The sequence below is a fragment of the Xanthomonas sp. LMG 12461 genome (assembly GCF_009192935.1).
Classification (GTDB): domain Bacteria; phylum Pseudomonadota; class Gammaproteobacteria; order Xanthomonadales; family Xanthomonadaceae; genus Xanthomonas_A; species Xanthomonas_A sontii.
This window is the reverse complement of record NZ_NQYT01000009.1, coordinates 1-24351: the sequence shown is the minus strand read 5'-3', so window position 1 is coordinate 24351 and position 24351 is coordinate 1. Positions and strand designations below refer to the sequence as shown.

The 24351-nt window shown below is 68.7% G+C and carries 23 protein-coding genes; 12 read left to right on the top strand and 11 right to left on the bottom strand.

The genetic code is table 11. From position 1 onward, the window contains the following. Positions 1-213: 213 nt before the first annotated feature. The 5 genes from CEK68_RS02520 to CEK68_RS02500 all read left to right on the top strand — a co-directional run bounded on the left by CEK68_RS02520 (position 214) and on the right by CEK68_RS02500 (position 2820). The gene (locus CEK68_RS02520; protein ID WP_017908235.1) at positions 214-540 is read left to right on the top strand and encodes a YkgJ family cysteine cluster protein; all 327 of its coding nucleotides are present in this window, start codon (positions 214-216) and stop codon (positions 538-540) included. 16 nt (positions 541-556) lie between these two features. Continuing rightward, on the top strand, positions 557-757 hold the full coding sequence (locus tag CEK68_RS02515; protein ID WP_017908234.1) for a hypothetical protein: 201 nt from the start codon (positions 557-559) through the stop codon (positions 755-757). A gap of 243 nt (positions 758-1000) precedes the next feature. Beyond that, complete coding sequence (locus tag CEK68_RS02510) at positions 1001-1795, top strand: EAL domain-containing protein (RefSeq protein ID WP_152238447.1); 795 nt, start codon at positions 1001-1003, stop codon at positions 1793-1795. 91 nt (positions 1796-1886) lie between these two features. Next, the gene (locus CEK68_RS02505; protein WP_017908232.1) at positions 1887-2465 is read left to right on the top strand and encodes a mechanosensitive ion channel domain-containing protein; all 579 of its coding nucleotides are present in this window, start codon (positions 1887-1889) and stop codon (positions 2463-2465) included. A 109-nt stretch (positions 2466-2574) separates the two neighbouring features. Beyond that, a complete protein-coding gene (locus CEK68_RS02500; RefSeq protein ID WP_152238446.1) occupies positions 2575-2820 on the top strand; it encodes a DUF2789 domain-containing protein in 246 nt (81 codons plus the stop codon). Between the two features lie 21 nt (positions 2821-2841). Here the strand turns inward: CEK68_RS02500 and CEK68_RS02495 are convergent, their stop codons facing one another. Next, on the bottom strand, positions 2842-3108 hold the full coding sequence (locus tag CEK68_RS02495) for a DksA/TraR family C4-type zinc finger protein (protein ID WP_010342319.1): 267 nt from the start codon (positions 3106-3108) through the stop codon (positions 2842-2844). 113 nt (positions 3109-3221) lie between these two features. Further along, positions 3222-3755: a DUF2058 domain-containing protein gene (locus tag CEK68_RS02490; protein ID WP_152238445.1), complete on the bottom strand. Its 534-nt coding sequence runs from the start codon at positions 3753-3755 to the stop codon at positions 3222-3224. Positions 3756-3872: 117 nt separating this feature from the next. On the opposite strand from CEK68_RS02490, the gene CEK68_RS02485 reads away from it, so the two are divergent. After that, entirely contained in the window at positions 3873-4370 is a 498-nt protein-coding gene (locus CEK68_RS02485) for a YgjP-like metallopeptidase domain-containing protein (RefSeq protein WP_152238444.1), read from the top strand. Positions 4371-4438: 68 nt separating this feature from the next. Then, positions 4439-5149 (top strand): rRNA pseudouridine synthase, encoded by a 711-nt coding sequence (locus tag CEK68_RS02480; protein ID WP_152238443.1) that lies wholly within the window; start codon positions 4439-4441, stop codon positions 5147-5149. 98 nt (positions 5150-5247) lie between these two features. Here the strand turns inward: CEK68_RS02480 and CEK68_RS02475 are convergent, their stop codons facing one another. Then, complete coding sequence (locus CEK68_RS02475; protein WP_152238442.1) at positions 5248-6048, bottom strand: SGNH/GDSL hydrolase family protein; 801 nt, start codon at positions 6046-6048, stop codon at positions 5248-5250. Between the two features lie 505 nt (positions 6049-6553). Between CEK68_RS02475 and CEK68_RS02470 the strand changes: the two genes are divergently transcribed. Next, entirely contained in the window at positions 6554-8155 is a 1602-nt protein-coding gene (locus tag CEK68_RS02470; protein WP_152238455.1) for a PQQ-binding-like beta-propeller repeat protein, read from the top strand. A 252-nt stretch (positions 8156-8407) separates the two neighbouring features. Here the strand turns inward: CEK68_RS02470 and CEK68_RS02465 are convergent, their stop codons facing one another. Next, positions 8408-11320, bottom strand: coding sequence for a TonB-dependent receptor (locus CEK68_RS02465; RefSeq protein WP_152238441.1), 2913 nt, complete (start codon positions 11318-11320; stop codon positions 8408-8410). Positions 11321-12041: 721 nt separating this feature from the next. On the opposite strand from CEK68_RS02465, the gene CEK68_RS02460 reads away from it, so the two are divergent. Both CEK68_RS02460 and CEK68_RS20920 read left to right on the top strand, forming a co-directional pair. After that, positions 12042-13442 carry a serine protease gene (locus CEK68_RS02460; protein WP_152238440.1) on the top strand — a complete coding sequence of 467 codons (1401 nt, stop codon included), beginning with the start codon at positions 12042-12044 and terminating at the stop codon, positions 13440-13442. Positions 13443-13574: 132 nt separating this feature from the next. Then, positions 13575-13742: a hypothetical protein gene (locus CEK68_RS20920; protein WP_017908223.1), complete on the top strand. Its 168-nt coding sequence runs from the start codon at positions 13575-13577 to the stop codon at positions 13740-13742. A 101-nt stretch (positions 13743-13843) separates the two neighbouring features. On the opposite strand, the gene CEK68_RS02455 is transcribed toward CEK68_RS20920, so the two are convergent. The 3 genes from CEK68_RS02455 to CEK68_RS02445 all read right to left on the bottom strand — a co-directional run bounded on the left by CEK68_RS02455 (position 13844) and on the right by CEK68_RS02445 (position 15822). After that, positions 13844-14017, bottom strand: a complete 174-nt coding sequence (locus tag CEK68_RS02455; protein ID WP_017908222.1) for a DUF1328 family protein — start codon at positions 14015-14017, stop codon at positions 13844-13846. Between the two features lie 153 nt (positions 14018-14170). Further along, entirely contained in the window at positions 14171-14746 is a 576-nt protein-coding gene (locus CEK68_RS02450) for an N-acetylmuramidase (protein WP_152237957.1), read from the bottom strand. A gap of 101 nt (positions 14747-14847) precedes the next feature. Further along, a complete protein-coding gene (locus tag CEK68_RS02445; RefSeq protein WP_152238439.1) occupies positions 14848-15822 on the bottom strand; it encodes a lipase family protein in 975 nt (324 codons plus the stop codon). A gap of 289 nt (positions 15823-16111) precedes the next feature. Between CEK68_RS02445 and CEK68_RS02440 the strand changes: the two genes are divergently transcribed. Beyond that, a complete protein-coding gene (locus CEK68_RS02440; RefSeq protein ID WP_010342308.1) occupies positions 16112-16600 on the top strand; it encodes a pyridoxamine 5'-phosphate oxidase family protein in 489 nt (162 codons plus the stop codon). A gap of 172 nt (positions 16601-16772) precedes the next feature. Here CEK68_RS02440 and CEK68_RS02435 read toward each other — a convergent pair whose 3' ends face one another. The 4 genes from CEK68_RS02435 to CEK68_RS02420 all read right to left on the bottom strand — a co-directional run bounded on the left by CEK68_RS02435 (position 16773) and on the right by CEK68_RS02420 (position 23793). Continuing rightward, positions 16773-17924 carry a M50 family metallopeptidase gene (locus CEK68_RS02435; protein ID WP_152238438.1) on the bottom strand — a complete coding sequence of 384 codons (1152 nt, stop codon included), beginning with the start codon at positions 17922-17924 and terminating at the stop codon, positions 16773-16775. A gap of 311 nt (positions 17925-18235) precedes the next feature. After that, positions 18236-19303, bottom strand: coding sequence for an HDOD domain-containing protein (locus tag CEK68_RS02430; protein WP_152238437.1), 1068 nt, complete (start codon positions 19301-19303; stop codon positions 18236-18238). A gap of 314 nt (positions 19304-19617) precedes the next feature. Further along, the gene (locus tag CEK68_RS02425; RefSeq protein WP_017914699.1) at positions 19618-20073 is read right to left on the bottom strand and encodes a nuclear transport factor 2 family protein; all 456 of its coding nucleotides are present in this window, start codon (positions 20071-20073) and stop codon (positions 19618-19620) included. A gap of 156 nt (positions 20074-20229) precedes the next feature. Next, entirely contained in the window at positions 20230-23793 is a 3564-nt protein-coding gene (locus CEK68_RS02420) for a methylmalonyl-CoA mutase family protein (RefSeq protein ID WP_152238436.1), read from the bottom strand. 218 nt (positions 23794-24011) lie between these two features. On the opposite strand from CEK68_RS02420, the gene CEK68_RS02415 reads away from it, so the two are divergent. Next, a complete protein-coding gene (locus CEK68_RS02415) occupies positions 24012-24329 on the top strand; it encodes a hypothetical protein (protein WP_225851628.1) in 318 nt (105 codons plus the stop codon). The last annotated feature ends 22 nt before the right edge of the window (positions 24330-24351 follow it).

Here is a 24351-nt window from a genome sequence, read left to right as displayed (position 1 = left end):
GCGGCACGCTTCAGCGTCACGTCGCTACGCGCGTCTCGTCCGGCCGTTCCTGTCGCCCGACTCGCTTCCTTCTCGCGCCAACCTCCGTCCTTTTGCCGGCCGGATCCTTCGGAGCGCCATGTCCCCCGCCCTTGCCACGCTCCAGATCGAGCGCCTGGCGTCGCCGCTTCAGCCACCTCCCCGGCCGACAGGTCCGGATCGGGGCGGCGACGCATGAGCGAGAGCGCGCGGGACGCGACCGACGCTGACATCGCCTGCGACCGCTGCGACGCGATCTGCTGCCGCCTGACCGTCCTGGTGATGCCGGACGACCATGTCCCCGAGCATCTCACCGAGTACACCCGCGAGGGCCTGCACGTGATGGCGCGCGACGAGGACGGCTGGTGCGTGGCGGTGGATGGCGCGCGCATGTGTTGCTCCATCTACGCGCAGCGCCCGGCGGTCTGCCGCAAGTTCGCGATGGCCGGCCCGTACTGCCGCGAGATCCGCCGTACCCACCACGAGCAACTGACCCGTGGCATTCCCCTGACGATGTACTGACTGCAGGAGTTCCAGCATGGCACGACCGACCAGCACCACCGCTTCGCCCAGCGCCAGGAACACACGCGGCGCCAGCGCCGCGGACAAGGCGCAAAAGGGCCTCAGCCGCGAGCGCATCGAGGCCGACCTGGCCGCGTTTCACCAGGCCGGCGGCCGCGTCGAGGTGCTCGGCACCACCCGCGTGCTGAAGAAGGTCGACGTCGCCGACGCGGGCTAGCGCCCGCGCATCCCGCCGTCATCGCGCGCACCTGCGGCGGGACACGGCCGGACATGCACGCCGGCCCACGCCGCGCGAGGACGCGGCGCCTGGCACGCGACGACGGCGCCTCCGGTTGGCGCCGACGACCACACGGCCAGGCCCAACACGGCGTCCTCGGAGCGCCGGCGCCAGCGCGCAGGCACGGCACCGTCTTCACGCTAAAAGCGCATACTGCGATCTCTTCCACGGTCTCGTTTCGGCATGCTCCTGCGCTCCCTGTCCGCCGAACTCGGCCAGCCCGCCTGCGGCAACTGTCGCGATGGCGAGCCGCTGGATTTCGCTGTGCGCATGGCGTTCCAGCCGATCGTCGATGCCGCCACCCGCTCCATCTACGCCTACGAGGCGCTGGTGCGCGGCGAGGACGGCAGCGGCGCGGCGGCGGTGCTGGCGCGGGTGCGCCCGCAGCAGATGTACCGCTTCGACCAGACCTGCCGGGTGCAGGCGATCGCCACTGCCGCGCAGCTGGGCCTGCGCACGCGCCTGTCGATCAACTTCATTCCCAATGCGGTGTACGAACCGGCGACCTGCATCCGCCTGACCCTGAGGGCGGCCGAGCACTTCGGCGTGCCCACCGGCGACCTGATCTTCGAGTTGAGCGAGTCCGAACGCATCGCCGACCTGCCCAAGGTCGTGCGCATCCTGCGCGACTACGCGCAGCGCGGCTTCCTCACCGCGATCGACGACTTCGGCGCCGGCCACTCCGGCCTCAACCTGCTCGCCGATTTCCAGCCGCACCTGATCAAGCTGGACATGGCGCTGATCCGCGGCATCGACGGCAGCGCCGCGCGCCGCCACATCGTCGGCGGCATCGTCGCGATGGCCGCGCCGCTGGGCTGCCGCATCCTCGCCGAGGGCGTGGAGACGCCTGCCGAGTACCGTGCACTGCGCGCGCTGGGCATCGACCTCTACCAGGGCTATCTGTTCGCCAAGCCGGTGCTGGAAGCCTTGCCGGACGTCACCGAGGCGCAGTGGGAGGCGCTGGAACGCGCCGGCTGAGCGGCTCGCTGCCGCAACGCACGGCAGCACGACTTGCCCGCGGCGGCCACGCTTGCGACCATCGCGCCTCCCCTGCGTGTTCCGAAGTGCAATGCCCTCGCTCCATACCCTGCTGCCGCCGTGGACGCACCGCTGGCTCGACGTGATCGTGCCCGGCGCGCAGATCGTGCTGATCGTGCTCGGCGCCTGGTTGCTGCGGACCTTGCTGCGACGGTTGATCCGGCGCCTGGGCGAGCACTACGCGCTGCCGCCGGAACTGGTGATGATGGCGCGCCGCGGCAGCGGCTTCGTGATCTACGCGGCGGCGCTGCTGCTGATCCTGGACCGCTTCGGCGTCTCCGGCACCGTGCTGTGGACCGCCTTCACCGGCTTCGCCGCGGTCGCGGCGGTGGCGTTCTTCGCCGCCTGGAGCGTGCTGTCCAACATCTTCTGCACGCTGTTGATCTTCACCACGCGCCCGTTCCGCCTGCACGACCACATCGAATTGCTGGAGAACGGCGAAAAGCCGGGACTGAAGGGCCAAGTGATCGACATCAACCTGATCTACACCACGCTGCGCGAGGAACGCGACGGCGACGGCGAGAGCGTGCTGCAGATCCCCAACAGCCTGTTCTTCCAGCGCAGCACGCGCCGCTGGCGCGGCCATCCGGTTCCATCCGGGCTGGGCTGAGCGCCGCACGCCACCCACGCCGACGCTGACGCCATGCACATGACGCAGCCGCTATGGTCGATGCCAGCCGCCTTGCGCGGCGATCTCCCCTTTCCCGACCAGGTACTGCATGGAACCCGTCATTCATCCGTTCGCCGACCTCTTCGCCCAACTTGGCCTGCCCACCAGCGAAGGCGAGATTCGCCAGTTCATCGCCCAGCATGCGCCGCTGCCCGATGGCATGCGCCTGGAAGAAGCACCGTTCTGGACGCCCGCGCAGGCGCAACTGCTGCGCGAGGAGCGCCTGGAAGACGCCGACTGGGCGATCGTGGTCGATCAGCTCAACATCGCGCTGCACGCGCAGCCCAAGCCTTGACCCGACCGCGCCGGCTGCGCGTCAACGCAGCTGGCTGTCCTTGCTGCCGCGGCGGTTGTAGCCGCTGTGCTCGTGCTGCGCGCGGTCCTGCGCGTCCTGGCAGGCCACGCACAGGCGCACACCCGGCACGGCCTTGCGCCGCGCCTCGGGAATCGGCGCATCGCAGTCCTCGCAGTGGCTCAGCCCCGGCCCCTGCGGAAGTTGGCTGCGCGCCCGCTTGATCGCATCCTCGACGGTCGCATCGATCTGGTCCTGCACCGCGCCGTCGCCTGCCCACCCAGTGGCCATGGTCGTCTCCGCACTGTTGCCTTGCCTGGATGATGCGGCCGGCACCGGCGAATGCAATGCACGCCGGCTTCACCTCGCCGAGACGTTCATGCAGCGCCGCCCGGCGTCCCGCCTCACCAGATCAGGTCGTCCGGGACCTTGAACTGGCTGTAGTACGGATCGTCCTCGCCGCTGGCCGGCGTTGCCGCCAGCGCATCGAACACGATGGTCGCCGGATCGCGCGCGACGATCTTCTCCACGACGGCGCGCGGCACCGGCACATAGCCGGCATCCAGCCGCGCGATCGCCACACTGCCGGCGATCAGTTGCGCGCGCAGCGTCGCATCCACGCGCAGCCGCTGGATCTTGCCGGCATCGGTGAAGTGGTAGTCGATCTCGCCGTCGGCCTTGAGCTTGTGGCTTTCGACCAGTTGCCGCGCCTGCGCCCGCTGCTCCTGCACGCGGGCCTGCGCATTGCGCTCGGCGGATAGCGCACGATCGCGCTCCACCCGCTCCTGCCGTAACCGCTCGCTCTCCAGCTGCTCGGCACTGGGCGGCGGCGGGGTCTTGCCCTGCCGCGCCTTGGCCTGCTCGCGCGCGACCTGCGCCACCTGGCTCTTCTTCACCAGGCCCGCCTTGAGCAGTTGCTCCTGCAGGGGATTGCGCATCGGAAGCGTCCACGGACTCGAAATCGGGAGGCGCATGATACCCGCAGCGCCGGTGCCCGCCCGCGAAGGCCGCCCACGGCGGATGCCCCGCCGCGCGCGGCAGGCTAAGGTGGCGGGATGGACACCCTGCGCTACCTCGTCGGCTACCCACCCCAGGTCCTGGACCAAGTCCGCGAGCTGATCGCGCGCCAGCGCCTGGGCGACTGGCTGCGCCGCCGCTACCCCGAGGCCAACGCGGTGCGCACCGATCGCCAGTTGTACGACTACACGCAGGCGCTGAAGGACCGTTGCATGCGCAGCGCCGAGCCGCTGCACAAGGTGATCTACGACAACCGCCTGCAGGCGGTGAAGCATGCGCTGGGCACCCACACCACGGTGTCGCGGGTGCAGGGCGGCAAGCTCAAGGCCAGCCGCGAGATCCGCATCGCCGGCGTGTTCCGCGATGCGCCGGCGGCGTTCCTGCCGATGATCGTCGCCCACGAACTGGCGCACCTGAAGGAAAGCGCGCACAACAAGGCCTTCTACCAGCTGTGCGCGCACATGACGCCGGACTACCACCAGTTGGAGTTCGACATGCGTCTGTACCTGACCCAGTTGGAACTGGCCGAGCGCTGAGACGCCGCCGCGTGCGGCCGCTGCCTGGCGCCCGTACACTGCGCCCCCCACCGATCACCACAGCCCCGATGTCCAGCCCCGTCCGTCTCGACAAGCATCTCGCCGCCCTGCTGCCGTGTTCGCGCGGCGAGGCGCAGCAGTACATCGAGGGCGGCTGGGTCAGCGTGGACGGGGTGGTGGTCGAGGAACCGCAGACGCCGATCACCACCCAGCAGGTGACGCTGGCGCCCGACGCGCAACTCGGCCCGGCGCAGGCGGTCACGCTGCTGCTGCACAAACCGGCCGGGATGCGCGCCGAGGATGCGATGGCATTGGCGACGCCCGGCAACCGCAGCGCGCTGGATGCCAGCGACATGCGTGTGCTCAAGCGCCATTTCCTGCGCCTGAGTCTGCCGCTGCCATTGGAGACCGAGGCCAGCGGATTGCTGGTGCTGAGCCAGGACCGCCGCGTACTGCGGCGGCTGAGCGAGGACGCGGCCACGCTGGAGCAGGAGTTCGTGGTGGAGGTGAGCGGCACGTTGCAGCCCTACGGCCTGCATCGGCTCGCGCACGGCCTGCGCCATGGCCAGCGCACGCTGCCGCCGTGCAAGGTCAGCTGGCAGAGCGAACAGCGCCTGCGCTTCGCGATCAAGCACGTGCAGCCGGGCCAGTTGCACGACATGTGCGCGCAGGTCGGGCTGGAAGTGACCGGCCTGCGCCGCCTGCGCATCGGCCGCATTCCGCTGGGCAAGCTGGCGCCGGGCGAGTGGCGTTATCTGCCGGAGGGTGAGCGGTTCTAAGGGGCGGCGGGCGCTGTGGCGATGATCATTGTTTCCGGCGGTCGTACCCTCACCCCAACCCCTCTCCCGGGGGGAGAGGGGCTAGGAGCGCGCGTGGCTCAGGGCTTTGCCAGCGCGCGCTGGATCGCCTGCTCGGCCAATGGCGCCATCACCGCATAGCCGGCATTGTTGGGGTGCACACCATCGATGGCCACGGTCTTGTCCATGCCGCCGTCGCGGTTGCTCAGCTTGCTGTAGTAGTCCAGGTACACCGCGTCGTGCTGCTGCGCGTACTGCTGCATCCACGCGTTGAGCGCACGCACCTTCTGCGCCGGCTGCAGGCCCGGCCGCCACGGATAGTCGGTCACCGGCAACACCGAAGCCAGCACCACCTTGATGTGATGCGCCTGCGCAAGCTCGGTCATCGCGCTGAGGTTGTCCTCGATCATCTCCAGCGTGGACAGCCCGGTGTTGCCGGCCAGATCGTTGGTGCCGGCCAGGATCACCACCGCCGCCGGCTTCAGGTCGATCACGTCCTGGCGGAAGCGCACCAGCATCTGCGCGGTGGTCTGCCCGGAAATGCCGCGATTGACGTAGGCGGACTTGCCGGGGAAGAACGTGGTGCCTTCGCGACGGCCCCAGGCGTCGGTGATGGAGTCGCCGTAGAACACCACGCGCGGCGCGTCCGCGGCCGGCAGCGCGGCATTGTCGGCGCGATAGCGCTGCAGTTGCGCCCAATCGAGCAGGCGCTGCTGCATCGCCTTCACTTCATCGGGCTTGAGCGTGTCCGGCGCCCGCGTGTACAGCGCATCGACCTTGCCCTCCAGCGCCGCGGTGGACACGGGCGTTGCCGCCTGCACGGCGCCGGCGGCCGTGGCACACAGCGCGATGGCGAGGGACAACAACGAGGGGCATTTCATCGAGGCATTCCTTGTGCGGACAACGGTGATCGCACAGTGTAACCAACCGCTCGCACCGCCCATGCGGCGTCGCCGCAGCGCACTGCGGCACGTCCGACTGCACCGCAATTCAGCCCGCGCTCACGCGGCGAATCCGGCACACGGGATCGATGGCGCATATCGCCACGCGCCACGCGGACGCAATCTGCCGCGCCGTGTCGATGCGCGGCAACACGCGGCCGCGACGGCCATCGCAGCCTGCGACGCCATGCGTCACGCGCGTGCCGGCACGATGACAACGCGATGCCGCCGCCATCGTTTTTCGCTATCGCAGCAACCTTCTGCAAAGGCCCTAACTTTTTCGTAAGTACATGACACGCAAGGATTTTCACTTCTAGGATGGCCGCGGACGTGACGGGGGGATCCTCACTCCCAAGCCCGAAGGACATCCATGAAAACGCGTGATGCACACCAGAACCACTCCCGCCTGCGGCTGGCGTTGATTCCCGGCTTGATGTTCAGCGCAATGGCGATGGCGCAGTCCGCAGGCACCGCAGCGGCGACGACCGACACCAGCGCCGCCAGCGCACAATGGCGCAGCACGTTCTCCGGCGGCACGCCGTTCGCCACGCACAGCCTCTGGGACAGTGCCGGCGGCGGCTTCCTCAACACCCGCTTCGCGCCCGGCGAATGGCAGATCACTCCGTTCAACGCCGCGCGCCTGAAGACCGCGTGGACCTTCACCACGCAAGGCGACGTCTCCGCCACGCCGACCGTGCAGGGCACGGCGCTGTACGTGCCGGACTGGGGCGGCCAGCTGTATCGCATCGACACCGACCTGGGCAAGGCGGTGTGGCAGGTGAAGCTGGCCGACTACACCGGCATCGCCGGTTCGCTGTCGCGCAACAGCCCGGCGATCGCGCGCGACAGCGTGCTGGTCGGCGACCAGGCCAGCGGCACGGTGCTGGCGATCGACAAGGCCACCGGCAAGCTGCTGTGGAAGGCCCTGGTCGAGTCCAACCCGCAGGCGCGCATCACCGCCTCGCCGGTGATCTACGGCGACCGCGTCTACGTCGGCGTGTCCTCCGGCGACTGGGGCGGCCTGAGCGCCGGCTACAAGTATTCCTTCCGCGGCAGCGTCGCCGCGCTGGACCTGAAGACCGGCAAGCTGCTGTGGAGCTTCCGCACCGCGCCGGAGGGCTACACCGGTGCCTCGGTGTGGGGCACGCTGGCGATCGATCCGCTGCGCCAGCGCGTCTACGCCACCACCGGCAACAACTACTCGGTGCCGACCGAGGTGGCCAGCTGCGTCAAGAACGCCAACGGCGACAAGACCGCGCAACTGGCGTGCATGGCGCCGGACAACTATGTCGACTCGGTGCTGGCGCTGGACATGCGCAGCGGCAAGCCGGTGTGGACGCGCCGCCTGCAGGGCGCCGACGCCTGGTCGCTGTCCTGCCTGGTCGCGCCGACCAATGGCCTGTGCCAGGACCCGCAGGGGCCGGACTACGACTTCAGCGGCGGCGGCGCCAACCTGTTCACGGCGATCCGCAACGGCAAGCCGCAGGCGCTGGTCGGTGCCGGCCAGAAGAGCGGCGTGTACTGGGCCTTCGACGCCGACACCGGGCAGACCGTGTGGTCGACCCAGGTCGGCCCGGGCGGCACCGCCGGCGGCATCGAGTGGGGCTCGTCGGTGGATCCGTTCTCCGGTCGCGTGTACGTGGCCATCAACAACAACGAGCACACGCCGTACACGCTGGCGCCGGGCAACACCGAGACCTGGAACGCCGGCTCCTGGGCCGCGCTGGATGCGGCCAGCGGCAAGATCCTCTGGCAGGTCAAGGTGCCGGGTACCGATCCGGTGCAGACCGCGTTCGGCGCCGGCGGCCGCGGCCCGCTGGCGTCGTCGCCGGGCCTGGTCTATGCCGGCTCGATGTCCGGCGCGATGACCGTGCTCGATGCCAAGACCGGCGCCACGCTGTGGAGCTTCGATGCCGGCGGCTCGGTGTCCAGCGCACCGGCGATCGTCGATGGTGCGGTGTACTGGGGTGCGGGCTACAGCCGCTTCAACTTCGGCACCGGGGTCAACAAGCTGTACAAGTTCGTGCCGTCGAACCGGCGCCGCTGAGCGCAGCTCAGGACCGCCTCTTCGGTTGTAGTGCCTCTCCTGCGAATGCCTCTCCTGCGCAAGCGGGAGAGGCTGTTGCACGACGATCGAGCGCATCGCATCGCGAAGCGCAAGGCGCCAGGTGAGATCACGTGGCGCACGTACGCTTCGACAGCGCGCGCTGCGACGAGAGCTGACACGAGGCAACGCCAGGCCCATGAGGATCCGGGGGGCTCCGCTTCCCGCGAAGCCCACCGACGATCAGCTGACCGCTCAGTTGAACGTGTAGTCCAGGGTCAGGAACATTTCCCGGCCGTTGTACTCGCTCGCGGTCTGCCCGGTGGTGACGAACTCGAAGCCGCCGGCGTAATACGGAATCGCACCGACCTTGTCGAAGATGTTCGACACGGTGAGCTTCGCATGCAGGTCCGGCGTGACCTGCAGGCCGACCGAGCCGTTCCAGGTGATCCAGGCCGGCGCGTGGCCCCGGTAGGTCGTATCCGGCACGGTCACCTGGTTGCCGTCCTGGGTGACCTGGCAGACGCCGGTGGACACCGTGTTGCCGCCATTGGACACCGTGACCATGCCGGGCTGGATGCCGTTGGGCAGCACGTCGCAGCCGGCGTAGTTGGGGGCACGCATGCGGCCATTGCGCACGCCGGAGATCGACACGTTCCAGCGGCCCTTGGTCCAGTCGGCGATCCAGGTCATGCGGCTGGCCACGTTCTGATAGCGGGTGTTCTGCAACGGATCCGACGCCAGCACGCGCTGCTTGTACGACAGGTTGTTGGTGTAGTTGATGCCGGCGCGGAAGTCGCCGTAGCCGTCGGTGTGGAACTTGTAGTCCAGCGTCGCATCGACGCCGGCCACGTACAGCGAGGCTTCGTTGATCGGGCCCGATTGCACCGACACGATCTGGCCGTTGGCGTCGCGCTTCACCATCTGGGTGACCATCTGGCAATACTCCGATCCGGCCACGTGCGCCGTGTACGGCGACAGGCCCGACGTCCCGTTCGGCTTCAGCCCGGTCAGGCAGCCGGCTTCGTCGGCGAGCACGGTGTCCTGGCCGAGGTACTGGATGGCGTTGTCCACGCCCATGTTCCAGTAGTCCGCCGACACCGACAGCCCCTGCACGCCCGGCACCTGCCAGACGAACCCGTAGGTCCAGGAGTGTCCGGTCTGCGGCAGCAGCAGGCGGCTGCCGTTGGTGTAGAGCGTGTAGTACTGCGACCCGGGGCGCTGCACGCTGTTGCACCAGGTGTTGTTGTTCTGCCCGGCCTTGATCGCGTTCACGCACTGCAGCGGGTCGGCGTAGAAGCCCACCGGCGAGGTCGAACCGGTCAGGTAGATGGCCTGCATGTCCGGCGCCTTGAAGTTGGTGCCGTAGCTGCCGCGCAGCAGCAGACCGTCGTACGGGCGCCATTCCAGGCCAGAGCCCCAGGTACGGGCGATGTCGGCACGGCTGGCGTCGTTGTACTTGTCCAGGCGGCCGGACAGCGTCCAGGTCACCGACTCCAGCACCGGCACGCGGAACTCCGTGCCCAGCGAGAAGCGCTGCCGGGTGCCGGCACCGGTGAGGTAGGCGCCGAACGGGTTCTGGAACGTGGACGGATCGGCCGCACGCGGGTCGGGCGACAGCTTGAAGCCGTTGTGTGCGGCTTCGAGCACCGCGGCCCAGCCCACCGACCGATCGGCCCAGGGCAGCTTGAACAGGTCGCCGTTGACGCGCAGCTGCGCCTGGTCGAGCCAGGACGACGCGGTGTTCACGCCGGTCACCGCGAACTGGTCGTACTGCTGCGGGGTGATCGGGTTCCAGAACTGCTGCCAGTTGAATGCGTAGATCGGCAGGCCGTCGGCGGTGGTACCCTGCTGCTGGCCGAGGAAGAAGGTGTTGGTGGCCTGCGCGTTGTAGCCGGTGAACGCCTCGCGGACGATGTACTTCTGCGTGTTGAGGTTGAGATCCCAGTTGAAGCGGCCGTCGAACACGGTGCCGCGCAGGCCGGCCTGCAGGTTCCAGTTGCGCTCGCGGTCGTAGGTGTTGGCGCTGACGCCGATCTCTTTCTGGGTCAGCTGGCGGATCACCTGGTTGACCGTCTGCCCGGTGGTCTGGTCGTAGAACGGGCCGGCGCTGAACACGTTGAGCTGCGTGTTGGAGATGCCCACGGTCTGGTACAGCGCGGCCGAGCCGTAGAACTGCAGACCGTTCTGGAAGTCGTACTCGCCCGCCAGGTAGCCGCTGTTGCTGATGCTGCCCGGGGTCAGCACCCAGTTCTGGAACAGCGCCGGCTGCGCGCAGTAGAAGCCGTTGTCGGTGACGCCGGTGACCTGGGTGCCGTTGGTGGTCACCGAGTGCGATTGGGTCAGGCGCGAGTTGGTGAACTTGTCGCAGGTGCCGGCGGGCGGCGTGATGTAGTGGCCGTTGGCATCGGTGGCCGACAGGGCGATTGCGCCGGCGGCATCGTACTGGTAGCCGAACATGCGCGAGGCCGGACCCCAGGCGCCGTAGCCCGCGTCGGCCACGGAATCCTGGTAGGACCTGTCCATGCCCCACAGCGCGCTGCGGTTGGAGTGCTCCAAATTGTAGGTCACGTGCCAGTTGTCGCCCGCGCGGCCACCGACGTAGTTGATGTCGCCGTATCGGCGGCCGCCACGCGTCGCGCCGCCCGCAGTGACCTGCAACTGGTTGCCCTGGTAGTCCTTCTTCAGGATCACGTTCACCACGCCGGCGACCGCGTCCGAGCCGTAGATCGACGACGCGCCGGAGGCCAGCACTTCGACGTGATCGATCATCCCGGTGGGGAGGTTGTTGAAGTTCTGGAAGTTGCTCTGCTTGTTGAGCGGCTGCGGGTAGTCGACCACGCGATGGCCGTCGATCATCAGCAGGCTGAACCCGGGGCCGAGCCCGCGCAGGTTCACCGAGCGCGCATTGACCGAACTGGAGCCCCAGGAGGCCGGGTCGGACACCTGCTGGCCCACCTGCGGCAGCGAGTCGAGGAATTCCCACAGCGTGGTGTAGCCCTGCTTCTTGATCTCTTCGCCGGTGATGGTGACCACCGGCGCAGGGCCTTCGACCTCCACGCGCGGGATCAGCGATCCGGTGACCGTCACCGCCTTGAGTTCGACCGGCTTGTCGGCCTTGCCGGCGCCATTGGGCGGGGCCGCGTCATCGGGCGCGGATTGCGCCATGACAGAGGGCGCCCACAGGGCGAGCGCAACGGAACTGGCGATGAGTCCACGCCGGAAAGCGGTTCTGTTCACTGGTCTCCCCCCACAGGAGCGATCGATGTTGGAGATGTGCCGAGCCCGCCCTAGCCCCCTGGCCTCGCGCGGGCCGTCCGCAAGGCGGTGCATACAAGAACGCAAAGTTCATATATGCGACGCCAGCGTTATAGGCCGAATTTGAATCGATGCAAGCTGCGTCGCAGCACGCCAGATGCCGATTCAAGTGATTGAATCTACTGAAATTTGTCGGAAAGATTGCAGAAAGGTGGCAACCGGTCAGGACCCTGCTCGGCGGGAGCGTCCGCGCCTTGCTTCATGCGGTTCGGCGGGGCGGCCTGAGCCGCTGGTGCGCGTGAGCGGGCGGACTGGCCGACGTCCGTGTCGACGTGTCGATCAGGCCGCTCCAGATAGCGCTACCCATCCTGCCCTTCCCAATCGACAGGCTCGTATCCGCATTGCAGCGCGCAGGCAACGGCACCGCTGCGGCATCGCAGCGCCGTGCGCTTCTTTCGCGCCATCACACGCAATGTGAGCAGCTGTCTACGAAACCGGCCCTCCGAGCGTGACGCCTGACACGCAACCGCCCTGGCGTCGTCCGTAGCCTCGGCAGGCACCTCGAACTCGGGTGCAATGGCATCCGGTCCCCTGCCGGATGGTCTCGTCCCTCTTCGCAGAAGGAAGATCGATGAATCGCAAGCATGCGTTGTACCTGGCGTTGCTCGCCGGCATTGCCGGCATGTCCCCCGCCGCCATGGCTGCCACTCCCCCAGCAGCCGAAATGGATTCCGCCCCGGTCGAAGCCCGCCCGGATGCCGCCGCGCTCGGTGGCGCAGAACTGCGCAGCCTTCCCCCGGGCAGCGCGCACGCCCCGCGCCTGATCGAACTTGCCGCGCCCGACAGCAGCAAGGCCGCGGCGATGAAGCAGGCACGCGGGCAACAGGTCAAGCACGGCCAGCCGCTGCAGATCGGCTTTTCCCGCGACGTCGCCAAGCCCGACATCAACCTGCGTCGCCTGCGCTGGCAGACGCTGCCCAACGGCGCCCAGGTCACCAGTTTCGAAATCGCCTCGACCAATGCGCAGGCGCTGCGCGCAGCGCTGCAGCTCAGCGGCAGCGGCGCCCAGCCCGGCGATCCGCGCAAGGCGACGCTGCGCTTCGCCGGCGAGGATGGCCGTGTGTTCCAGCAGAGCGGCGCCGAGTTCGCCGGCAGCCAGCCCGGCTGGTCGGCGGTGATCGCCGGCGCGCGCATGGTGGTGGAAATCGAACTGCCGGCCGGCCAGTACCCGCAAGGCTTCGCGCTGAAGATCCCGCAGCTCTCGCACCTGGACATCAGCCCGGTGGCCAGCGACACGATGATGCGGCCGATGATCGGCGAGAGCGATTCGTGCGAGCGCGACATCGTGTGCCGCGCCAATCCGACCTCCGGCTTCACCTCGGCGGCCAAGTCGGTGGCGCGCATGACCTTCACCAGCGGCGGCAGCACCTACCTGTGCACCGGCACCCTGCTCAACAACAGCAATTCGCCGAAGAAAGCGATGTTCTGGAGCGCGGCGCACTGCATCAGCACCCAGACCGTGGCCAATACGCTGCAGACCTACTGGTTCTACGACGCCACCACCTGCGGCGGCTCCACGGTCAATTCCAACTACACCACGCTCGGCGGCGGCGCCTACCTGCGCTATACCAACACCACTCGCGACACCACGCTGCTCGAGCTCAAGAGCGCTCCGCCGAGCGGCGCGTTCTACGCGGGCTGGAGCAGTTCGGCGATCGGCTCGACCGGCACCGCGATCGAGGGCATCCACCACCCGGCCGGCGACGTCAAGAAGTACTCGCTGGGCAAGGTCACCGCGCTGTCCAGCTCCATCGACGGCAAATCGCCGCTGTACCGCGTGCAGTGGAGCACCGGCGTCACCGAAGGCGGCTCGTCCGGCTCCGGCCTGTTCACCGTCAACAGCAGCGGCGCCTACCAATTGCGCGGCGGCCTGTATGGCGGCACCTCATACTGCAGCGCACCGAGTGATCCCGACTACTACTCGCGCTTCGCCGACGTGTATTCGTCGATCCAGCAGTATCTGAGCCCGTAAGCCAAGGTCCGGGAGGGCCGTACTCCCGCACCTGCGCCTAGGACAGGCCGTCCCGATGACGGCCTGTCCGTTTCGCACGCCGAAGCCGCGCAGCGGCTACACTCAGGGCATTCCCCTGACGGCAGACATGCATTGGCCAAGCCCAACTACTCCTTCGAAAAGCGGCAGCGCGAGCTGGCCAAGAAGAAACAGCAGGAAGAAAAAGAAGCGCGCAAGCGCGAAGCGCGTGCCGCAGCGGCCAAGCCCGCCTCCGACGACGACGCTGCAACGCACGAAGCCGATACCGCCAGCGACGCCTAGGCCTTCAATGGCACGGCAGGCGCCTGCCAACCACCACAGGGCCTCGCTCTACGGACTTGTCGCGCGACGCACCTGCATCGACGCGACACCCGGCCTGGTGCTTAACTGACCTTCTTGGCCAGCATGGTGCCCAGCACGAACAGCACCAGGGCGATGGCGATGCCTGCCCAGAACAGGAACTTGGCGACGCCGATCGCCGCGCCCGCCACGCCGCTGAAGCCGAGCGCGCCGGCGATGAGTCCGATGATGGCGATGATGATGGCCCACTTGATCATGATGCGGTCTTCCCGAAAACGAGGACAGGCGCACGCCGTCATCGCGTGCGCTGGCGTCTGCAGATGGCCGACGCTGGTTCGGGAGACTAGACAGCGCGGCATGCGCATGCGGTGAAACGCAGATGCACGCGCCGTGCACGGCGCGGCGTCGCATCAGGCGGTGCCGGTCTGCGCAGGCGCCGACGCATCGGCCGGCAGGCTCGCCGGGAACCATTCCGCGCGGCGCAGCCAGCCGGCCAGGAACTCGGCGTCAGCCGGACGCTCCGCCACCAGGCGCTGGTAGTAGGCGATGCGCTGCTGCCGGTACTGCGCGTACACCTGTGCCGTGTCCGCACTGGCAAGCGCCGCCAGGGTCGCCGGCCCCATCTCGCCATCGACCGCCAAGCCGGTCGCGCCCAGTTGCTGCAGGACGCGCTGCAGCAGCGAGATCGCGACATCGCCGGCATTGACGTAGAAATCGAACACGAGCTCGGCCAACGTCTGCGAGGCGATCTGATCGGCGCCGATCCTGTCCCAGTAGTCGTGCTGGTAGATCGTCGCGGCCTGCTGCACAGTCAATGCGCGCAGGTTCTGCAGCGTCGGCGCTTGGCCCAGCAGCGCTTGCGCGCAGCGCTGGAAGGTGGCCAGGGTGATGCCGTGGTTGGTGGCGCCGCCCGGATCGTTCGGATCATCGACGAAGCCGCCCTCGAACCGCAGCAGCTGTGGGAGATACAGGTCGAACGATGCCATGGCGACGTCCTCGCGATCGATGGGCGGTCAGCGTGGCACCCGTGGCGGCACCATGCAGTGACCGCGGGCACAACGGGCGCGCCGCCAGGCCGCGCACGCACTCATGGCGTGGCCGCCGCCGGCGACGCCGCTGCCCCCTCCGGAAAGCCCAGCGCCTGCTCGGCCGCTCGCGCGGTCAGCGCCATGTCCGCCCAGGCCGGATGCGGCGTGGTGGGCGGGATCTGGCTGCGCATCAGCCGCTGCGGATCGGTCTGGTCGGCGAAGGTCCCGCTCCAGGCCTGCGGCGTCTGCCACAGGGCGTGCTGCAGCACGACCTGCATGTTGGCGATGGAGTGGCGCGGCAGCAGATGCGGGAACCAGGCGCCGTTGACGTCGTAGGCAGTGCGGAACGCCTGCCCCACCGACGCATAGCCGAACATGGACGGCGGCAGCGACGGCGCGTAGTCCCAGTAGTTGTAGCAGCGCGTGCTGTCGGCCGCGGCGATATGCGCGGCATAGGCCTGTTCCCAGCTCGCGTCGCCGACCATCGGGCTGCAGAAGTTGATGTTGCGGCTGGGCAGCCCCGGCCGGCTCAGCGCCAGGTCCAGCGAGAACAACTGGCTCAGCGCGCCGCCCAGGCTGTGCCCGGTGACGTAGACCCGGGTCGGCGCGAAGTGCTCCAGCAGCGCGAACAACTGCGCGCGCATCGAGGCGCGCATGGCGCCGCCCCTGCCGTTGTAGATGCCGTAGAACCCGGCCGACACCTGCGGCACCGGCGTGACGGTACCGGCGCTGGGCACGAAGGCGGTGGTGGAGAAGTCCAGGTCCTCGTAGATGTCCAGGTCCGAATCGGTGCCGCGGAACGCGAACAGATAGGTCCCGGCAGTGGCAGTGGAACGGAACAGCAGGCCGAACAGTTCCTCGCTGCCCCCCAGCGGGTCGCCATCCCAGCCGGACCAGCGGGCGACCAGACGGTAGTCGGACGGCGCCGAGACCGGCTTGCCTTCGTAGGCCGCGTAGGCGGCGATGCTGGCGGCGGCCATCGCCAGGGTCAGTTGCGGCGGCAACAGCGGCTGCGTCGCGGGAATCGCACTCATCGGCAAACGTCCTGTCGGAAAGCGGCGCGTGCCGCGGGCAGCCGGCACACGCCTTCCCTGCGGAACCGTGGTCCGTCCGCCACGCTGCATGCGTGGCGTGGTCGCTTAGTAGCACTGGGGATTGGCGCGATGCTTCGATACGCATCGCAGCGCGCTGCGCGTCGCCGCACTTGTCTACAGCGATCCGCGCGCACCGGCTCTGCACGTGGCCTGCACCCTCCCGTCACGGACTGCGCGCGCGCCCGCAGGCACAGTGCAGGCGGGCACTGTCGCCCGCTCGGAGATCCGCATGGCCAGCCCGCAGGAACTGGAAGAGAAATTCTGGAAGGCATTGAAGTCCGACCGCACCGTGATGCTGGGCCTGGACGGCGTCGAGGACGGCCACGCCCGGCCGATGACCGCGCAGTTCGAGGGCGATCGCGGCGGCCCGATCTGGTTCTTCACCTCCAAGGACAACGCGCTGGTGCAGAAGCTGACGCAGAGCCAGCGGGTGATCGCGGCGTTCAGCGCCAAGAACCACGACCTGTTCGCCAGCATCAGCGGCACGCTCAGCGTCGATAACGACCAGGCGGTGATCGAGCGCCTGTGGAACGGCTTCATCGACGCCTGGTACGAACAGGGCAAGGACGATCCGAAACTGGCGCTGCTGCGCCTGGACCCGGATCACGCGCAGATCTGGCTCAACGGTTCCAGCCTGATGGCCGGCATCAAGGTGCTGTTCGGCATCGACCCCAAGCGCGACTACCAGGACAAGGTCGCCGACGTGCCGCTGCGCTGAGGCAGACGCGCTCGCCACGCCGCCGTCGCGCCGGCTGCATGCGTGCAGCCGGGGCATCCCGCTCGGCCGGCCGCCTCCTGCCCGCCTGGCGCATCGCGTCTGCATGACGTCGAGAAAACGCGCCGCGCTTCATGCGAGCGGCGCATGGCGTCGACCGCGCCGAAGCAACGGGTCATTCGGCCTTTAGCAGTCCACGCATCGCATCGCGCAGCACGGCTTCGGTGGCTCGCAGGGCACGATCGACCTGGTCTTCGGCCGCCGCCTCCGCCAGCCGCAACCACGCCTGCGCCCCCGCCGGGTCGGCGTGCCGCATGGCCATCAATGCCCGGCAGCGCGGGCGCAACGCTGGAGCGATCCAGTCCGCCTCCGCCGTCAGTCCCGCATCCAGCATCTCCATCTCGGCGCTTCCTGCCATTGCACGCGAAAATGCGAATTCGCACCGCAGCAGCATGACCAGCGTCTCCCATTGCGCGGCAGCGTGCCCCGCCTCGGCGAGGCGCTGCTCCATCTGCGGTTGCAGTTCCGCCGCTTGCCGCCACTGACCACGCTGCTGCGCCGCCTTCAACGCAAACCAGCTGTGGCACAAGGCCAGGTCGCTGCGTGCGAGCACGTCCAGGCGGGACGGCGACAGCCTGTCCGCGGTGACGCCCTGGCATGTCCACCCATTGAGTTCTGCAAGCACGTACGCCGGGGCATCCGCTTCGTGCCACTGCGCCACATTCGCCCATTGCAAGCCGTCGGTTGCTCCCGACCGTCCCTGCACCGGCAACAGATTGATCAGCGCGACCGCGAAGTTGAGGACGCCGATGCCAACGCAGAATGCGCCCAGATTGCTGTCGACCCCGGCGCATCGCGCGGCAAGCCATGCGATCGACGCCACCAGCAGATTGGCCGCCGGCCCGCCGACGATCGTCAATCGATACTGCCGGCGCAGCGACAGGGAGGGATCCGGCACGGGCAGCACGAAACCGATCGGATGGCCCGGACGCACGCGCCGCCAACGCATCCTCCAGCCACGGCGGCGCGCATGCAGTTGCAGCGGGCCGATATGGATCAGGTAGACGGTCATGCCCGCGGCACGCGCCGCCAGCACGTGGCCGCACTCGTGCAGCGCCACCGTCGCCATGCCCGCCAGCGGAAGACTGAGCAGGATCACCGGCAACTCGACCATGCCCGGTGCCCAGACGCCCTGGACCAGGGCGATAGCGCCGACCGCCATCGCCGAGACGCCGATCAGCAACAGCACGCCCTGCACGCCTGTCAGGAGCCGATTGAGCCAAGGCGATGGCATCCACGCGCCGCGTGTTGTCCCGGCCGAACTCATGGCCGGCTCCGCGCGGCACCGAGCGGCCACCCGCCAAGCCGGAACCGCGCAGCGCACGCATGCGCATGCGCCGCCAGCAGGGCGCCACCTTCATGGACGGCGATCGTCGCCAACGGCGCCAGCAAGCAGATCAGCCTCGGCGCCAGCGTGGACACGACAGGGATCCGCGCCTGCGTCGGCGCATGCTGTCTCGCGCTGTCGGCTGCGCCGACCTCCCGTCGCATCGCCCGGTAGCCGAGCATCGCTTCGGCACCCGTCCGCTCTGCCGCACGTTTCGACCAATCACTGGCTGGACCACGCAACGGCGCCACCTAACGGCGATAGCGCACCGCCAGCTGCGCGGCCGCCGCGGCGCGATGCCGGCGCAGGGCCAGGCCGAGCGCACTCATGGTCGCCACATCGGCGTCGCCCGACTGCTCCTCCAGGGCGCGTTGCACGCGCGGCGACAGCCCCCAGTCCGCAGAGATAGCCTTGGCGCAGTGTGCCGACCACGCCTCCAGCATCTCGGTCATCGCCGCCGGCGTTGGCGCTGCCTCGGCGTGGCGTGCGTGGACATCGCGCAGCACCTGCACCACCGAGACCGCGCCCAGCCCGCACAACAGCGCCAGCAACTGCGCGGCGTTCGCATCCTCGCGGTCGGGCCCCTGGGAGGCGGCGTGCGCCGACAGCAGGGTGTGTTCCCACAGCACCGCCGCACAGCGGCCGAAGACGCTGCCGTCGTCCACGATCACCGGTTGCAGCAGCGCCGCCAGCACGATCTGGCGCAGGCCCTCGGTGCCGAGCAGGGCCACCGCCCGTTCCAGATTCTCGATCGGCTCGGGATGGCGGCGGTAGACGACGCTGTTGGCGATGCGCAGCAGGTTGCCGGCCAGCGCCGGGTCCTGGCCCAGGATCGTGGCGATGGAATGGGCGCCGGCGGTCGGGTCGTTGATCGCGCGGGTGAGCTGCGGCAGCAGGTGCGGGCGTCGCGGCGTGTAGCGCGGATGCGCGTCGATGCGCGCCAGCACCGCGGCGGCCTCAGCCATGACCGCCGGCGCAGGCGTGGCCGACGTGCTCACCGGCCGGCCGGCGAATGCCAGCTCGCACAGGCGCGCCAGGATCGCGGCGTCCGGCACCGGATCCAGATCGAGCAGGGCCGGGTCGGCGAAAGGGTCGAGGCCCGGGTCCACCGGGTCCACCGGGGCAACACGCGCGGCTGGCGCGGTGGGTGCAGACACTGCCGGTGCCGCGGATACGTCGGCATCCTCGACATGGGCGCGCGCCTGCGGCGCCTCGGCCGCATCGCCAGGGCCACGCCGCAGCCACCACCACAGTCCGCCCCCCAGCACCAGCGCACCCGCACTGATGGCAATCCACATGATCGGCACGATCGTCGTCATCCGCAAAACATCGCCAGGTCCCCGCGCCCGGCCACCGGTGCGCGCCCACGCGGCACGCCATGTCATTCAAGCACGCCGCGCGGGTTTCTGCGCAACGCCGACGTGATGCGGTGGCCGACCGCCGTGAGGCGGTCATGGACAACGCGCGATCGCGCCACTCAGCAGCAAGCAAGCGGCGTGCCGACAGCGCCATTCACCACTCCATCAGCCTGTGGCGCCGCTCCTCGCTGCCGCCTGCGGACGGCACGTGGCGGATCTGGTCGGGGCGATGCGGCTTGAACGCCGCCCTATGGGGGCGACGGCCACCCGCACGCTCAGTGCGGCGCCGGTGCGGGCGCGGTGCGATGCCCGTAGCTGAGTACCCGCGTCAACTTCCAACCGTCCGGGTCCTGGCGCCACACCATCACGAACTTGGCGATGCCCTCGCAGCGGCCGCTGGCCAGCTCGCAGAAGCGGTGCTCGCCTTCCTCGATCGCCCCGAAGTCCTTGATCGGATAGACCCGCAACGTACCGGGCAGCAACTCGCGGCGGACCTTGCCGCAGATCCATTTGCGCGTGTTGTCGACGACGCTCGCACGGTCCCAGGTGACGCCGCCGGTGTCGTGGTAGAACTCCACGTCCGGCACGAACGACGACTCGAACGCCGCCAGGTCGCAGCGGTTGTAGGCCTCGAACAGGCGCTGGTCCAGCGCCGCGACGGTGTCGAACAGCGGCCCCGCCGCCCCATCCCCGGCCGGTTCCGCCGCGCGGGTCGTCGCCGCGCACGCCATCAACACTGCCAACGCTCCCCAGACTTTCATCTGCACCCTCTGCGTGAGTCGATGGGACACTATGAGACCGCCCGGGCCGCGGCCGCAAGATTGCCGCATGCGCTGGCGCGGCGCCGCAGAAGCGCACGCGGCAGGCACCCTGGCCGACGCCGGCACCTACATGTTGCGCCGATACTCGCCGCCCACCTCATACAGCGCATGGCTGATCTGGCCCAGGCTGTGAGTCTTGACCGCCTCCATCAGCGCCGCGAACACGTTGCGGCGCTCGCGCGCGGTGCGCTGCAGCGCGCCCAGGCCGGCGCCGCTGGCGGCCAGCGCCAGCGCGTTGCGGCGCTGCTGCCAGTCGCGCACGTTGCCGATCTGCTGATCCTTTTCCTGCTCGGTGGAGCGGATCAGCTCGATCTCGGTCGCGGTCTCGCCGGCATGCTCCTTGGGCAGGAAGGTGTTGACCCCGACCAGCGGCAGACTGCCGTCGTGCTTCTTGTGTTCGTAGTACAGGCTCTCTTCCTGGATCTTGCCGCGCTGGTACATGGTGTCCATCGCGCCGAGCACGCCGCCGCGCTCGCTGATCGCCTCGAACTCCTTGTACACCGCTTCTTCCACCAGGTCGGTGAGCTGCTCGACGATGAAGCTGCCCTGCCAGGGGTTCTCGCAGAAGTTCAGCCCCAGCTCCTTGTTGATGATCATCTGGATCGCCACCGCGCGGCGCACGCTTTCCTCGGTCGGCGTGGTGATCGCCTCGTCGTAGGCGTTGGTGTGCAGGCTGTTGCAGTTGTCGAACAGCGCGTACAGCGCCTGCAGCGTGGTGCGGATGTCGTTGAACTGGATCTCCTGCGCGTGCAGCGAACGGCCCGAGGTCTGGATGTGGTACTTCATCATCTGGCTGCGCTCGTTGCCGCCGTAGCGCTCGCGCATCGCCCGCGCCCAGATCCGCCGCGCCACCCGGCCGATCACCGTGTACTCCGGGTCCATGCCGTTGCTGAAGAAGAAGCTCAGGTTCGGCGCGAAATCGTCGATGTGCATGCCGCGCGCCAGGTAGTACTCGACGATGGTGAAACCGTTGCTGAGGGTGAAGGCGAGCTGGCTGATCGGGTTCGCGCCGGCCTCGGCGATGTGATAGCCGGAGATCGACACCGAGTAGAAGTTGCGCACCTTCTGCTCGACGAAATACTGCTGAATGTCGCCCATCATGCGCAGCGCGAACTCGGTGCTGAAGATGCAGGTGTTCTGCGCCTGGTCCTCCTTGAGGATGTCGGCCTGCACCGTGCCGCGCACGCTGGACAGGGTCTGCGCCTTGATCTGCGCGTAGGTCTCCGCGTCCAGCAACTGGTCGCCGCTGACCCCGAGCAGGGCCAGGCCGAGGCCGTCGTTGCCCGGCGGCAACTCGCCGTGATAGCGCGGGCGTTCGCGGCCTTCGAACAACCGGGCCAGCGTCTGCTCGGCCTGGGCCCAGCGCTGCGCGTCGGCCTTCAGATACTTCTCCACCTGCTGGTCGATGGCGGTGTTCATGAACATCGCCAGGATCATCGGCGCCGGACCGTTGATGGTCATCGACACGCTGGTGGTCGGCGCGCACAGGTCGAAGCCGGAGTACAGCTTCTTCATGTCGTCCAGGGTCGGGATGTTGACTCCGGAGTTGCCGATCTTGCCGTAGATGTCCGGGCGCGGCGCCGGGTCCTCGCCGTACAGGGTGACGCTGTCGAAGGCCGTGGACAGGCGTGCGGCCGGCTGGCCGACGCTCAGGTAGTGGAAGCGCCGGTTGGTGCGCTCGGGCGTGCCCTCGCCGGCGAACATGCGGATCGGATCCTCGCCGGTGCGCCGGTACGGATACACGCCGCCGGTGTACGGATAGCTGCCGGGCAGGTTCTCCTTGCCGAGGAAGGTCAGCAGTTCGCCCCAGCTCTTGTAGCGCGGCGCGGCGATCTTCGGAATGGACTGGTGGCTCAGCGACTCCCGGTAGTTCTCCACCCGGATCGGCTTGCCGCGCACCGCGTATTCGGTGACCGGGTCGGTGATCGACTTCAGCCGTTGCGGCCATTCGCGCAGCAGCTTCAGCGATTCGCTGGACAGCGACTGCAAGGCATCGTTGTAGCGCTGGCGCAGCAATAGCAGGGTCGCGTCCACGGCGTCCGCGGAAGCATCGCCGGACGTGCGCTGCGCTGGCAGCAGATCCTGTGCCGCATACAGTTCCAGTTGCGCCGGCAGCTGCGGGTCCTGCAGTTCGTGCAACGCCTGCCAGAACGCCTGCGCGCGGTCGGCGGCCTCGGCCTGGCGCAGCACCCCGGCATTGAGTGCCCGGCCCTGCTCGGCGATCTCGGCCAGGTAGCGCACGCGTGCGCCGGGAATCAGCACGGTGGCGCGCGGCTCCTTCAGCGTGGTGTCGAGCTGCGGGCGGAAATCGCAGTGCGCCGGCGGGCCAGCGGCGGCATCGGACTGCGCCGTCAGCTTGTCGCGCAGCAGGCGGCACAGATTGACGAACATCCAGCTCACGCCCGGGTCGTTGAACTGGCTGGCGATGGTCGGATACACCGGCACCGCCTCGTCCTCCAACTGGAACGCCGCGCGGTTGCGCCGCCACTGCTTGCGCACGTCGCGCAGCGCGTCCTCGGCGCCGCGCCGGTCGTACTTGTTCAGCACCACCAGTTCGGCGAAGTCGAGCATGTCGATCTTCTCCAGCTGGCTCGGCGCACCGTAGTCGCTGGTCATCACGTACACCGGGAAATCGACCAGGTCGACGATCTCCGAATCGCTCTGGCCGATGCCGGCGGTCTCCACGATCACCAGGTCGTAGCCGACCGCCTTCAACAACGCGATGCAGTCCTTCAGCACCCGGTTGGTGGCGGCGTGCTGGCGCCGCGTGGCCATCGAACGCATGTACACGCGCGGGCTGCGCAGCGCGTTCATGCGGATGCGGTCGCCGAGCAGCGCGCCGCCGGTGCGGCGCCGGCTCGGGTCGACCGAGACCACCGCGATGCGCATCTGCGGGAAGCTGGCCAGGAAGCGGTTGAGCAGTTCGTCGGTGACCGAGGACTTGCCGGCACCGCCGGTGCCGGTCAGGCCGAGCACGGGTGCGGCGCGCCGACTGCGCGACTCCGCCGTGGACGCCGTGCCGGACTGCCACTGCTTGCGCAACAGCGCCAGTTCCGCCTCCGAGAACGCGCCGTCCTCGATCGCCGACAGCATCCGGCCGATGCCGATCTCGTCGTCGATGTCCGGCAGCGGGGAGCCGGCCGGCGTCGCGCCACGCGCCTCCGCCGCGGTCTCACGCCCTTGCCCGGCACGCGCCACCACGTCCTCGATCATCTCCACCAGGCCCATCTTCATGCCGTCGTTGGGGTGGTAGATGCGCTCCACGCCATAGGCCTGCAGTTCGGCGATTTCCTCGGGCGTGATGGTACCGCCACCGCCACCGAACACGCGTACATGGCCGGCGCCGCGCTCGCGCAGCATGTCGACCATGTACTTGAAGTACTCCACGTGCCCGCCCTGGTAGGACGACAGCGCGATCGCGTCGGCGTCCTCGTGCAGCGCCGCGCGCACCACGTCCTCGACGCTGCGGTTGTGGCCGAGATGGATCACCTCGGCGCCCTGCGCCTGGATCAGGCGGCGCATGATGTTGATCGCCGCATCGTGGCCGTCGAACAGGCTGGCGGCGGTGACGAAACGCAGGGGACTGGCGTCGGTCTGCGGCAACGGAACGCGGGACGCGGGAAGGCTCATCGTGCGGACATCGAAAAGAGAATGCCGCGATTCTAGGCGTGCAGCGCGACACGGGCAGGTTGCGCTGCAGCATGCGCACGTGGGCGGCAAACCGCGTACGCGACGTCGCACCTGGCTATCCGCTGCATGAATACGCCCTCGGAAACGCGTCAACAACCGTGCCGGTCGCGGCGTTTCCTCCCGCGTCGGCACCCCGCCGATGCCTTCGGAGACATCGCATGTTCGCTCGTCCCTTGTTGCTGGCCACCCTGCTCGGCGGCGCGCTCGCCGGCGCCATGGCCGCCGCGCCCGCGCAGGCGCGCGAAGTGGTGGAACTGTCGGTCCGCACCGCGCCACCGCCGCCTCGGGTGGAACGGGTGGTGGTGCGGCCCGGCTATGTCTGGATGCCCGGTTACTGGCAATGGAACGGACGCCACCACGTCTGGGTCGCCGGCCGCTACGTGGTGGAACGGCCGGGCTACGTCTACGTCGGCCCGCGCTGGGAGCATTACGGCCCCGCCTATCGCTTCCACGCCGGCTATTGGGTACGCCGCTAGTTGTGATCTCTCAGTAGGTTGT